The organism is Arenibacter latericius DSM 15913, from assembly GCF_000424985.1.
Lineage (GTDB): Bacteria > Bacteroidota > Bacteroidia > Flavobacteriales > Flavobacteriaceae > Arenibacter > Arenibacter latericius.
In genome coordinates, this window is record NZ_AUKX01000010.1 from 99,990 (window position 1) to 113,596 (window position 13,607).

Sequence of the window (13,607 nt, forward strand, 5' to 3'; positions counted from 1 at the left end):
GAGTAAAGCACCTCATGGTTACTAATCAATTCCCTATTTAGGCACTTCTGCATCTTTCCGGAATTTGGGATTAACATAGAGTTTTCCTTCTTTTAATTTCTGCCAATACACCTTCATATCTGCACTTATCTCTGGTGCAAGAATATATAATCCAATAATATTAGGGAAAGACATGGCTAAAATCATCATATCTGCAAAGCTCAATACAGCACCTAGACTCACTGAAGCTCCTAATACTATAAACACCAAATACAATAATTTATATACCAGTTCTAATTTTTTACTACGACCAAAAAGGTAGGTCCAAGATCGCATTCCGTAATAAGACCAAGACACCATAGTAGAAAATGCAAACAGCAATACAGCTACAGCCAACACCATCGGAAACCAAGAAACTACACTTCCAAAGGCATCAGATGTTAGCTCTACACCACCCAAGCCAGAAACCTCGTGTTTTCCTGTAAAAATTAGTACTAAAGCCGTCATAGTACACACCAACATAGTATCTATAAAAGGTTCTACCAAGGAGGTAAATCCGTCGGCAATAGGATGGTTAGTTTTAGAAGCACTATGGGCAATTGCAGCAGACCCTACACCTGCTTCACTAGAAAAAGCAGCTCTTTGCAACCCAATAATCAATACCCCAATAAAACCACCTTTCATAGCCTGCGCAGAAAAGGCGCCATCGATGATTGAGCGAACTGCCCAACCAAGGTTTTCTATATTAGTTCCAATTACTACCAAACAACCTAAGACATAAAGTATAGCCATAAACGGAACTACCTTACCTGTAAATTTGGCAATACTCTTAATACCTCCAATTATCACGGCTCCAACGAGGAGGGCAAAACCAACACCAAACCAAAATCCATGTTCTTGTAAAAAGGGAAGTTGTTCGGATACTATTTTAAATGCTTGATTAGATTGAAGCATATTACCACCGCCAAAAGAAGCTCCGATACCTAGTACTGCAAAAAATCCTGCTAAAAATTTTCCAAGTTTTTTTAAGTTTTGCTTCTCCAATCCATAGCGCAAGTAATTCATTGGCCCACCAAAAATTCGACCTTCCTCATCTATAAATCTATATTTCACCCCCAAAGTACATTCTGCAAATTTTAAAGACATGGCAAAGAAACCGGCAGTAAACATCCAAAAAGTAGCACCTGCTCCTCCTAGAGATACAGCCACTGCTACCCCTGCAATATTCCCTAAACCAACTGTAGCTGATGTAGCGGTTGCCATCGCCTGAAAATGAGTAATGGTACCTGGGGCATTGGGATCATCATATTTCCCTTTTGCTAAATCTATAGAGTGTAAAAACCCTCTAATATTAACGAACTTTAGTCGGAAGGTAAAGAAGATACTTCCTAGAATTAACCAGATAACAATAAATGGAATGGTACTAGTTCTTGTATCTCCATTAGGGTACAATAATGGTTTAGGAGTTTCATATTCAATTTTGGCCAAATTAATTGGGCTCGTAGAAAGTCCATCTCTAGTATCAGCAATAAGGGTTCCTTCCTCTATAATATGTTCTAAAACACCATTTGCATTAGCATAAATCAATAGCTCCTTATTGTTTTTTCCTTTTAAAAGAGCTAGTTTTTGTCCTTTATCCACACTTTCTCCTTGTGACACCAACCATCTTTCTAGCGTATAGTTTTGCTTAATGGTTTCTTGTAAAGGAACGGATACAGCACTCTTATCATTATAAACTACTGGATCATATATTCCCAAAGCTGCAAATGGATCCCAGAACAAAATGGCACCCAAAAAGTCTACTGCCGGCTGCACGTTACTATTAAATACTTCTGTAATGGATGCTGCCTTTATTCTAAATGTTTTGGAAACCGTATTCCCATCAGCATCTGTAACACTTACAGTATGGTCCATACCTTCTATAAGTCCCGAGGCCTTATTCTCATCTAAGCCAGTCTGGGGATTACTCCATTTATAAAGATACGGTGCTTTACCCCCTGTTACCTTCACCTCAGCTATTCCATTATTTATTTCCTTAGACGGATTGGTTAGCGCTATATCAACTGCCATATTACCGCCAGAACCACCTGGGTCTTGGCCCATAAGGAAGATTGTTATTAAAGAGAATAGTAACGTGGGGAAAAATTTGTTTTTGAACATTAAATAGTTATTTCTATTTCGTTTAAATTTTAAAAATCCCCAATTTAACAATAAGAATAGGCCCTCCCAAGAATTTTACCATATTTCTCCGAGAATTACCTAGGCAAAACCAGTGTAAATACAGGCGATTAACCCGGTTACACCTAAGTCAAACACCCATGATTTACACCTTATAATGCACTAATGTTCAATAGATTGCGTAAACAATTCGAAGAAACGTAACAGCTCCTAGAAAAAGGAGCTAGGGACACCTCTTAAACAAATACTGATAAAAACACACTTTAACATTAAAAACGCAATCCCATACAAAAATTGAAATTTGAATTAAAATTGAATGTCATGATAAAGAATCTTAAAATGGTTGAATTCTACCGACAACCTTATTTTCTTTATTATTTTTAGAATCTAGGTTTAAATTTGACTCATTAATATTATATAGATTATTTTTGACTTTATATCTACCGTCCCAGCCAGCAAGACGAAAAGACCAAAATATAAATGCTTAAGAAAACGCTCCCAAAAACAAAATACCTATTTAATAAAAATGAAATGCTAGGGCTTGTATTAATAGCCCTACAAAAAAATGTATTAATCCTGGTCCTTCTATTCCTTTGGGTTGCACCCCATACTACTGTCTCCCAGGACAAGAAACCTAAAGTAGCCTTAGTTTTAAGTGGTGGTGGTGCAAAAGGAATTGCACATATACCTACTTTACAGATGTTAGACTCCCTTGGTATTGTGCCAGACTTGGTTGTAGGGAATAGTATGGGAAGTATTGTGGGCGCTCTATACGCTATGGGATATTCTGGGGATAGCATTGCCAACATTGCTAAAAATGCAAGATGGGACGACTTAATAGGTGGTGGTGTATCTTTAAGAACCGTTAGTGCAGAAGAAAAATTTGAGTTTAGGCGTTACCTGGTAGAGTTTAATTGGGCGGATGGCAACTTAAAGTTAGGCAACTTCTTGTTGAACGATCAGAATCTAAGAGACTTTATCTCTACACTTACATACCCCTCTTACAATACAAGTAATTTTGATGAGTTAGCAATTCCCTTCCGAGCCGTAGCCACAGATATCGTAAATGGCAAAGAAGTGATATTAGACAGAGGATCTTTAGGATTTGCCATGCGCGCTAGTATGTCTATTCCAGGAGTTTTCTCTCCCGTCCGCTATAAAGAGACGCTATTGGTAGATGGAGGATTATTGAACAATTTCCCAGTTGATATAGCAAAGGATATGGGGGCCGATATTATTATTGGAAGTGATGTTGGAGGAGGCATGGCCAGCAAAGAAAAACTTAATAGTTTTACCGCACTTATGTTTCAGGCAGGGATGATGACTAGCAATTTAAAAATCCCGCAAAACAGGGAGTTATGTGATATCTTAATTGACCACACTCCTAACCTAACCTATTCTACGGCCGACTTTCTAAGAAGCGATATTATATATGAAGAAGGAAAAATAGCGGTACACCGGAATATGAATAGCTTAATTGCCCTTTCCGAACGTTTAAAAAAATATGAACAACGCCCTCATCAACTCCCCGTTGTGCAGAAGCGCGTAAGCTTAGACAGTGTGGTTTACCATGGAATAAGCGATAACAACTTGGCTCTTGTTAGAGCCCGTACCAATATTAAAGCCCATAAATCCTATAGCATTTCAGATATAATGGACGGTGTTAACAGGGCAATGGGAACTACCATATTCAGTCAGATAACCTATAATCCTATTGTGGATAAGGATTCAATACAATTACATTTACATGGAATTGAAAGGTCTCAACATCAAGTAAAGGGGTCCTTACACTATGATGGGGACAATGGGGTAGGCGTAATTGTAAACTATACCGGCAGAAACATTATTGGTAATGCTTCCCGCTCACTGGTGACCCTCGATATTGCTGATCAGCCAAAATTTAGAATTCAGCACCAAAAAAACTTTGGTCATGACCGCGACTGGTGGTGGCGTTCAGAAGCTTTTGGACATAGACTAAGACAGAAAGTATTTGTTGGAGGGAAATATGCCGATGATATAAGCTACCGCTATTTTAATTTTGACAATCAATTTAATCGAAATTTAAGTTCCTTGCGGAGTTATGTTGGATTTGGGCTTAAGTTTCATAACACACGCCTAAGCCCTACGATAGATTCTGATGTTAAGGACAACGTGCTCCAAATTAACAAGTATAAGAACAGTGATACTGAACTATATGCCCATTACCGTTATAACAGCATGAATGATGTGCACTATGCTACACATGGTGCTATTTTAAAAGGGTATTTAGGTAGATCATTACATAACAGCTTAGAAGTAATCTCATCTGATGTAAATGTTCCTGATATTAACGGATCTACTAATGAGTATACTAGGATAGGGCTAGATTACGAAAAAAGATTCCGTGTAAACGATAGATCGGCAGGTATTTTAGGTCTATCTGGACATTTTATCTTTGAAGATGTACAATCTCGTGATGACTTGTCTTTTTCGGAATTGGGTCTTAACTCCAAATACTTCATAGGAGGAAATAGCAATAACCCCGGCAATGATAATTTTGTTTTTCCAGGGTTACACCAAGGGGAATTAAGTGTAACACAGTTTGCAAAATTGAAGTTGGGGCTACAAATAAATGCATTAAACAAAGTTTACATTACACCTCATATAGATATGGCTTCTGTTGGTTTTGGCAGGTTTAAAGACTACCTAGAAGATGCTTTTATACCAAAGGGCGATTGGTCAGAATCTATTGAACCAAGCATCTTAATGTCCGCCGGGACCACTTTCTCCTACAACTCTATTTTAGGACCTATTAATTTTGATGTGTCTTGGGTAAATAGCACAGATAGAGTTCGGTTTTTTATAGGTATCGGTTATCAATTTAATGTTTCTGACTAAACAGGGAGCTTTCAGCAAAATACTTATAAAACCCTTTATGCTGTTAAATAGGATAGATAAAATTATGAGGTAAACTAGTATTTCCGTAAATTGATTTGTTTAACCCAACCAGAACTCACCAATTTACGCATCGGTTCTAGTGAATTGAAGAAGAACACCATATAAATATACCATGAGAAACCACCTTTATCTACCAGTTCTACTACTTATTCTCCTAGCTAGTTGCGGCAACCCCTTCACCTCTACTGTTTCGGAAACTATAAAAATTAATTGTACCCCTGCAAACATCGATTCTAATTATGAGAAAATTCAACCTATCATAAGCGCTATTGATAGAGAAGCAGTCAATAGTGAAATAATTGAAAACTTCCCTGAATTAAAGAAATCGAACTATGAGATAGTTACTTTAGGCACCTCAAAAGTCCATAAAAGTTTTAAAATGGAAACTAGTTCTAATAGTAGCACCTCTAATGACCTATACTATGTTCTAGTACACATAAGCATTTCTCATAATAAAGCAGCTACTGAGTTAGCTAAACAAGCGGTGGAATTTTATAAGGAATATGTAAAAAAGGAACTTCAAAAGAATAATATTGATGTTGGGTAGGTTAGAATTATTCTAATGAATAATAGACATATTAAGACTCCTTGTTTATTGGCTTCAATTTAACCCACAGTACATTACCTCTACTTATTTATAGGCAATCACGATATTGTTTACATAATATTTACCTTCTTTAATTGTTATGGTAGCACTAGCAGGAATCTCAACTATTAGGCGAGAGTCTATACCGGGTATTTCTATTTTAGAGGATTTAGTCACGTTTTTGGCTACTATTTGATGAGAGATTGCATCGTAAAGATCAACTTTCCCTAAGGTTTCGCATTCATAGCTTATAAATTGCTGTTCCGGATGTGGATTGTATATCAAAAAAGTAGGATAGGCCTTATCGCTATAAAAATCGGTTGCTAGACAGTTCAATTTTAAAATTTCGGGTACATCTGTTTTTTCTATAATGGCAGCTGCAATACCAACATGTCCGCTACCGTAAACACTAAACTGAGAAACATCGGGGTTTCCTTCTATCCAATGCGGACCATCCCCAATTGCCACTGGAGCCGATATATGCTGATACTCATCAAAATGAGCCTCTTTTATTAATCCCTCATAAGCTATAACGCCCTTAGTATGGTCTTTTCGCTCTGGTATAGTCTGATGATCATCGGGCATTTCATAAGGATAGAAAAATTTAAGTGCATTACTTGCATTCAACATCCATTTACCCACTGCATTAGCATAACGCGGATCATACCGTACCATAGGCACCAATGGCCACATGGTGTCGTATGTATTCATTAGAAAGGCAAATCCCCCATGATCTACCGTACTGCCTACTAGGCCAGAGATGTCGTACCCGTTCCAATTATCGACCAATACACCCCAACCTTCTCTACATACGGAAGTACCATCAAAGGTCCATTCCATTATTTTTTTAGTTTCATAATCAGTCCCTTGCTCCGCATTTAAACGGGCGGACACATAGGCTCCAAAAGGCATTAAAATTTCATAGAACCTATTTTCTTTCTGGCTTAGAAGCGCTTCTGTAGCAGTTTTAGCACCTTTTAGATATTTTGCATCACCAAACTTTTTATACGCGGAATATAGCACATAGGCATGTCCGGCTGCTACATCTTCCTGGGTGCAAATCCAACTCTCTTTAGGTTCCATGGTGGAATAATCAAAAAAGGAGTAGGAATAATTACCAGCTAGAATAGAATCGGCCACATAGAATTTATCAGCAATAGACCGTTGTAGACTTTTAAAATCTGGTTCATTGGGATAAAGGTCTGCAATTGCATAAAATAGGACATTAGGATAAACATCGTACCACCAGTCTCGGGCGTAGCCACCTCCTAACATGGCAACTTCAGGACTAGTATTGTTCATCATAATGTTCCAATTTGTTTCGGTATTGAAATAGTTTTTCAACATACCTACATAATTTTCACCCTCTTGCTGGGATTTGTCGATTCCCACCAAACTGGCACCCAAAACAGTTCCCATGGTGGATAGCGACTCGTGAAAAATACCTTTATAATGGCTTTCCCCTTGTCTGATATCACCCATAGCGGTATACATCCCAAAGGTTTTTTGATCAAAATTCTTTCTGGAGTCGTCCTTCCAGACTAAAGGCCAATATTCACCGGTTTGAGAGTAATCAAAAGCAAGGGAATCAAAATCCATAGCCAACGCCTTAAAGTCCATTATTTTGAATGGCGTGGGAAAATTGGGCATGGCATCTATGCGTGCCAAGCTAATTTGCATCACAGGTTTAGCACTCTCCGTAATTTCTTTTTTATCTGCTTTGCAAGAACCTAGTAATAGCACCAGATTCAATATTCCCCAACACCAAAATCTATTCATTGCTTTCCGGTTTAACTTGTTGCATTCCCCTTGCCAATGAACAAGTTACAACTAATAAATTGAGGTTTTATTAAAGAAAGTTAGACAAGTAACGGATTAAGTGTAGAAGTTGGGTGTAAATAAAATCTACAGGTAGTTGTAATTGAAAGATCTTTATTATTCTTACCTAATTCAATACTCCTTTTCAGTGGCACTAAACTTACCATTTACTGCTATCCAAAATCAATAAAAGTAAAAAGCTATTACGAAGTATGAGGAACAATCATAAGAACCCAGCTGTTTCATAAAATAGGCTATAGAGGTGCTAAAAAACTAGTTGTTTAACTTTATCCTTAAGCTTTTGCTTAATGTCTTTTGGATACGTTCTTTTACCGTGAAAAATATTAGCCATTTCTTCGCAAACTTGTTGTCCGTATTTTTTCAAGAATAAGTTTCTAATGGTTTTCTGTTCGTAAAACCATTTAGAAAGCCAGAGAGCAGTTTTAAGTTCTGGTATTAATTTTGCGTCTAATTTCGCTTCATATAAGACTGCTGCTAACTGTGGTTCCTTATCTGCCTCGATTATAGCTTCAGCAGCTAATTTCCCACTATAAATTGCATTAGAGATTCCTTCTGCCGTAATAGGATCTGCAAATCCAGCTGCATCTCCAATTAGGAAAACATTGTTTTTAACAAAACCATCGGTACGTGGAGAAACAGGGATTTGAAAACCGTGTTGCGACTCACTAATTATGATATTAATTCCCAAGGTTTCCAAATAGGATTGATAATATTTTTTTAAGTTTATTTTACTTCTTTTGGTAGTAGCAACACCAATGGAAAGGTGTTTCTTTTTTGGGAAACTCCAGGCATAACCATAAGGAATAGCATCAATATCAAAACGAACAACTTTAGAAAGACGTTCAAAATCTTCATCAGACACTTCAACCTCATACTCTAAAGCGGGAATTAGTTTTCTAGTATCCTTTAACCAGCCAGCCATTTTAGCAGTTGGACTTAAAGCACCATCCGCAGCAATTACAAAATTGGTAGTTATTGTTCCTTGTGATGTAGTTAAGTATACTAGATTATCATTAAATTCTAAAGATTCTAATTTATGATTCTCTAACAAAGTTACTCCCACTTCTTTTGCTCTCTCCGTAAAATGCTTATCAAAAGAATCTCTCATTACCATGGTAATGGTAGGCTCTTCCCTATGAGTCTTAAATTGCAGTTTCTCCCCTAAAACGATGTCTACCGTGTAAAACTCTTTATCAACCACTGCCTTAATATCAAAGGGCAAGCTATTTCGCCCTCTAAACACTAGTCCACCTCCACATGTTTTGTAGCGTGGTAAAGTTTCTTTTTCTATGATTACTGTTGAAATACCTGCTTTAGCAAGGTGATATGCGGTTGAAGCACCAGAAGGACCGCTTCCTATTATTGCAACATCAAAATGTTTCATTCTACACAGGTTTAGAATCACAAATATAATATAAGCTCTTTCTAGAGGGTAAGTTGTTGGAGGAAATTAAAAAAATAAGGGGAAGAATTTTTCCTCTATAAATTAACTCAACTATTTGCATAAATATTCAAATATCCAGAAATTGGACATAATTCAGAATAGGACCCATATTTTTCCATGATTCACTACCTCAAGTTTAAATTTAAACAATGGGTAAACAATCCAGATTTGTAATAGGGAACCTCGAGATTTTATATGGGTACCGAATAGTGTACCTCTATAGGGGTGAATTTACACCTTAAACCACATACAATAAACTCATATAGAAAATAGACAATCTCGTCAAGAGCCTGTATACAAAGTACTATAAACAAAAAAACCCAACCTATTTTCATAAGTTGGATTTCTATTTTTGTCCCTCCTCTTGGGCTTACCTCGACTTACGCTCGGCACAGGCTTCTCGCCCAAGATTTGTAAAATAAAAAAAGCCACTCGTTTGAGTGGCTTTTCGTCGCTATTGCTCCTCCTCTTGGGCTCGAACCAAGGACCCTCTGATTAACAGTTGGTCTGAGTATGGTCTTAAAAACATTCAAATGACCTTAAATGCCTCATTATCAGTGTTTTTTATTATATTTAAGTAAATTAAAGACCATTAAAAACCAAAAAAAGCACGCAAAAAGCACGCAACTAAATTTCCATAATATCATGGCCACAATTAAGATAACCTTCGATAAACGGGACAACTCCAGATCTAAAGATAATAAATTGCCGTTGGTATTAAGAATTGGGCACGCAAGAAAAACACGCGATATTCCCTTTAAGCTACACTTAAAAGAAAGTCAATATAATATTTCAACCGGCAAAATCACGGGGATACTCAATGCAACAAGGCATACTAAACGTATCCGTAAAATTTATTCCGAGGTAGATCTATGGATGGATGAACATAAGGGCGAAATAAGACATTGGGAGATTAAAAAATTGAAATCGGAAATAGAACGGATATTTTTCAATAAATCCCCGTCCCATTCAATACTGCATCATGGAGCAAGGTATTTGAACAGACTTCGACTTGAAAACCGTTTCTCAACAGCCAGTACTTACGAAGATGCCCTGAAAGCTTTAATTAAATTCAGAAAAAGCCTCAATAATCAAGACGATACGGCTTCAATTAAAACTCTATTTAAAACGGAAGATAAGAAGTTAAAGGTATTGGAAAAGTTTAATGACTTGGATATGGAAATAAAAGCTATGGACTATTCCTTCTTAAAAGACTTCAAAGCCTATATGAGTAATCGGTATAAGTCAAAGAATACACCAGCTCTTCATCTTAGAAGCTTACAAGCTATAATGAACGACGCAGGAAAGACATATTACGAATTAAAAGACCACAAACCGCTATCAGGTATCAAAAAGCAAAGTCATGAAAATGCTCCAGCTCCTCTTAGTTTTGAGGATATATCAGCTATCCGAAAATTGAAATTAAAGGCCCGTACTCCTATTTGGGATACTCGAAACTTCCTGCTTTTCATGTTTAATAATATGGGAATGAACCATTATGATATGGCGACAATTAAGCGTTCTCAATTTGAAGATAACCGTATTAAATATTACCGTAAAAAGACTCACTACCAAGGGGATTATTTTAGTGTTCTCCAAAATGATGAAGCTCTAAGAATAATTGGGTATTATTTTAACGGTCAAAATGAAGATGAATACCTTTTTCCCATTATACCAAAGGACACCTTGCCAGAAAATCTACATAAAGTTAATAATGGAAAGGTCAAAATTTTCAATCGGTATGCGAAACGAATTGCAGCCCTTGCAGGAATCGATAAAAAGATTACCACCTATACTATTAGGGATACTTGGACAAACATTGGCTTGGATTTGGGTATCGATATCCGTAAAATTTCTTCAGGACTAGGACACTCAAGTGTTCAGGTAACTGAAAAGCATTATGGAAAAAATGTATCGCAAAAAGTTCTGGATGAAATCAATGCCATCATTACCCAAGAACATCGCTCATAACCCTCATAGCACCACTCACTTTATAATTCATATTTTACAAATTGATTTAACCCTATATTCAACCCACGAAAAGCAACACCTATTTTACTCACGATAGACTTATTTGCGCTCACATTTATTCAAGAGCGCTTAGTTTTATTGTATATTGCGCTTAAATTCTACAACTTATGTCAACCAGCGCTCATTTTTCATGTCATGCACCCATTTTTCAGGGAAAGACAGTTCCCGAAAAAGGAACCATTGTTGGATATAGTGCCATAATTCAAAAGTTAGGACTGAGAATTCCGATGCCTAGCCAAATCGCTTTGGTCTGTCTCCAAAACAAAAGATATCAAACTCCAGAATGGAACGTTCTACCCAACAGCTATTTACCAGATGACCATAAACATCTTTCAGAAATAGAAGCGTTATATAAGCAATTGGTGTTTTCTCTTAAATATGAAGGAATCAATCTCTTATTTTTTAGCTTTTTGGCTAAACATTATTCCCAGGACCAACTAACGGAATTGGTCAGTATAGAACCAACCGGACAATACAGCAGACGTATCTGGTTTTTACTGGAATGGATACTAAAAAAACAATTTTCCACAAAAAAAGATCTAACAAAGAAAAGTTATGTTCCTTTAGTGAACGAAAACCTGCAATACACTATTGAAGGGGTGAGATCATCGCGCCACTTAATTATCAATAATCTACCTGGAACACCTGACTTCTGTCCCCTCATTTTTAAGACCAAAAAGTTAGAGGATTATATCGCCTCCAAATTGTCGGAACGTGAAAAAGAATATCTAAAAGGGATCCGCAAAGACATTCTCCAACGAGCGTCCGCTTTTCTTTTATTAAAAGATTCTAAAGCTTCATTTACAATTGAAGGTGAGAGCCCTCGGAGCAAAAGAGCCGCCCGTTGGGGGCAAGCAATTGGGCAGGCAGGTTCCAATGACCTTAGCGAAGAAGAATTTATCCGACTCCAACAAATCGTTATTGAAAATCCGAGATTTATCGATATCGGATATAGAAAAAAAGGCGGTTTTGTAGGAGAACATGACCGTACTACGGGAGAACCGATTCCAGATCACATCTCAGCAAGGTGGCAGGATATCGAAGTTTTAATCAAGGGGCTTTTAGAAACCAACAGTCTCTTATTAAGGTCTAATATGGACCCAGTGTTAATTGCAGCTTCAATTGCTTTTGGTTTTGTTTTTATTCACCCCCTACAAGATGGAAACGGTAGACTACATCGTTACCTCATTCATCATATACTGGCCAAAAAGCAATTTTCGAAACAAGGTATAATATTTCCCATATCCGCTTCCATACTGGACCATATCGTTGATTATCAGAAAGTATTAGAGGACTATTCTCACCCGTTATTGGATTTTATTGAATGGAAAGAGACCCCCGACCACAATGTAGAGGTCACCAATGACACTAAAGATTATTACAGATACTATGATGCAACCAAACAGGCTGAATTCTTATATGATTGTGTAGAAGATACTGTTCAAAACGTCATTCCTAAAGAAGTTGCCTACCTCCAAAATTATGATGACTTTAAGAGGTATGTGGCCGATGAGTATGAAATGCCAGATAAGATGATATCTGTACTAGCTCGTTTTCTTGAACAAAATGAAGGTAAACTTTCACAAAGAGCACGAAAAAAAGAGTTTATACAACTAAGCGATGAAGAGACTCTTCATATTGAAAAAAAGTACAAGGAGTTCTTTATTTTAAAATCTTAAAATCTCACCCCTTTTCCATCTTACTGTCTGTTATAAGTGTTCTCCATTGGGAATAAACTTCTATTTCAAATTGTTACTATTATTTCCTACATCGAAAACCAATTCCCCTTGTACTTGGAATAATCCGTTAGCTCGTCCCTGAACCCGTTATAGGCTTCTTCCTCTTGGGAGGTGGTAGGGCCCATGAGCGTATCTAGGGCATTCCAACCTGTCTGGAGCATCCTGGCCTGTGCTCTTCGGTCCCGCTCTGTGGCAACGGCCACCAAGGCCTCCTTGAATCCGTTTGCCATATGATGCTCCACTAGTTCGGACGGCAAATTGGGTAATACACCTTCCAATACGTAACTATACGCCGCTTGTTTATAAAGTCCGCGATCCATTAAGTGCCCCATCCAAAGGCTTTTTAAATTGTCCTGTCCTTTGGCTATTATATTGTTCAGGATGATGGACTGCCTGGCCATGGCACTAGCAAGCTCAGGAGACGATTGCAGGTAGTCCTGCATTTTCGTTGAAAGCGATACGGTTACCTTATACTTGGAATACAACGAGCCCACCCGGAGTTTTCCTTCCTGCTCTTCAAAATAAATGGAGTGTCTACCTTTGATGGCACTAATTTATTAAGTCCGTAATAAGTATATTTGAGTTATGGCAAAACAGTATGATAATGAATTCAAGGTTATGATAGTTGATCTATTAAAATCTGGATTAAAGGCAAAACAGATTAGTGAGGACTATGGTCTGAACGATGGTATGATACGTCGATGGAAAAGGGAATATGAAGCTAAATCGGGGGATTTTGACAAGAAAAGAGAGGTTTCCCCTCAGGAGAAGGAACTCAAGGCCTTGCAGAAAGAGCTGAGAGAGGTCAAAATGGAGCGGGATATATTAAAAAAGGCGGTGAGCATCTTCTCCAAGAGCGACACGTAATATATCA

General features: G+C 37.4%; 8 protein-coding genes and 1 pseudogene. 5 read left to right on the plus strand and 4 right to left on the minus strand.

The genetic code is table 11. The annotated features are described in order from the left end of the window. Positions 1-33 precede the first annotated feature (33 nt). A complete protein-coding gene (locus tag H344_RS19810) occupies positions 34-2,082 on the minus strand; it encodes an amino acid carrier protein (RefSeq protein ID WP_240484953.1) in 2,049 nt (682 codons plus the stop codon). A 555-nt stretch (positions 2,083-2,637) separates the two neighbouring features. Here H344_RS19810 and H344_RS0106660 point away from each other — a divergent pair. Both H344_RS0106660 and H344_RS0106665 read left to right on the plus strand, forming a co-directional pair. Beyond that, positions 2,638-5,034 carry a patatin-like phospholipase family protein gene (locus tag H344_RS0106660; RefSeq protein WP_026809601.1) on the plus strand — a complete coding sequence of 799 codons (2,397 nt, stop codon included), beginning with the start codon at positions 2,638-2,640 and terminating at the stop codon, positions 5,032-5,034. 172 nt (positions 5,035-5,206) lie between these two features. Then, entirely contained in the window at positions 5,207-5,641 is a 435-nt protein-coding gene (locus H344_RS0106665; RefSeq protein WP_026809602.1) for a hypothetical protein, read from the plus strand. 84 nt (positions 5,642-5,725) lie between these two features. Here H344_RS0106665 and H344_RS0106670 read toward each other — a convergent pair whose 3' ends face one another. Beyond that, on the minus strand, positions 5,726-7,459 hold the full coding sequence (locus tag H344_RS0106670; protein ID WP_034256264.1) for a hypothetical protein: 1,734 nt from the start codon (positions 7,457-7,459) through the stop codon (positions 5,726-5,728). A 304-nt stretch (positions 7,460-7,763) separates the two neighbouring features. Further along, positions 7,764-8,903, minus strand: a complete 1,140-nt coding sequence (locus H344_RS0106675) for a geranylgeranyl reductase family protein (RefSeq protein WP_026809604.1) — start codon at positions 8,901-8,903, stop codon at positions 7,764-7,766. A 705-nt stretch (positions 8,904-9,608) separates the two neighbouring features. Here H344_RS0106675 and H344_RS0106680 point away from each other — a divergent pair. Next, a complete protein-coding gene (locus H344_RS0106680; protein ID WP_169514953.1) occupies positions 9,609-10,934 on the plus strand; it encodes a tyrosine-type recombinase/integrase in 1,326 nt (441 codons plus the stop codon). Positions 10,935-11,101: 167 nt separating this feature from the next. Next, positions 11,102-12,673 carry a Fic family protein gene (locus H344_RS0106685; RefSeq protein ID WP_026809606.1) on the plus strand — a complete coding sequence of 524 codons (1,572 nt, stop codon included), beginning with the start codon at positions 11,102-11,104 and terminating at the stop codon, positions 12,671-12,673. Between the two features lie 86 nt (positions 12,674-12,759). On the opposite strand, the gene H344_RS0106690 is transcribed toward H344_RS0106685, so the two are convergent. Then, positions 12,760-13,218, minus strand: coding sequence for a hypothetical protein (locus tag H344_RS0106690; RefSeq protein ID WP_026809607.1), 459 nt, complete (start codon positions 13,216-13,218; stop codon positions 12,760-12,762). 100 nt (positions 13,219-13,318) lie between these two features. Between H344_RS0106690 and H344_RS0106695 the strand changes: the two are divergent. Then, a pseudogene (locus H344_RS0106695) lies at positions 13,319-13,607 on the plus strand (transposase); the annotation flags it as partial.

Bases quoted from the DNA above. Each gene is read 5' to 3' on its own strand.
- H344_RS19810 (WP_240484953.1), bottom strand. From the start codon at position 2,082: ATGGGCCAAGACCCAGGTGGTTCTGGCGGTAATATGGCAGTTGATATA.
- H344_RS0106660 (WP_026809601.1), top strand. From the start codon at position 2,638: ATGCTTAAGAAAACGCTCCCAAAAACAAAATACCTATTTAATAAAAAT.
- H344_RS0106665 (WP_026809602.1), top strand. From the start codon at position 5,207: ATGAGAAACCACCTTTATCTACCAGTTCTACTACTTATTCTCCTAGCT.
- H344_RS0106670 (WP_034256264.1), bottom strand. From the start codon at position 7,459: ATGAATAGATTTTGGTGTTGGGGAATATTGAATCTGGTGCTATTACTA.
- H344_RS0106675 (WP_026809604.1), bottom strand. From the start codon at position 8,903: ATGAAACATTTTGATGTTGCAATAATAGGAAGCGGTCCTTCTGGTGCT.
- H344_RS0106680 (WP_169514953.1), top strand. From the start codon at position 9,609: ATGGCCACAATTAAGATAACCTTCGATAAACGGGACAACTCCAGATCT.
- H344_RS0106685 (WP_026809606.1), top strand. From the start codon at position 11,102: ATGTCAACCAGCGCTCATTTTTCATGTCATGCACCCATTTTTCAGGGA.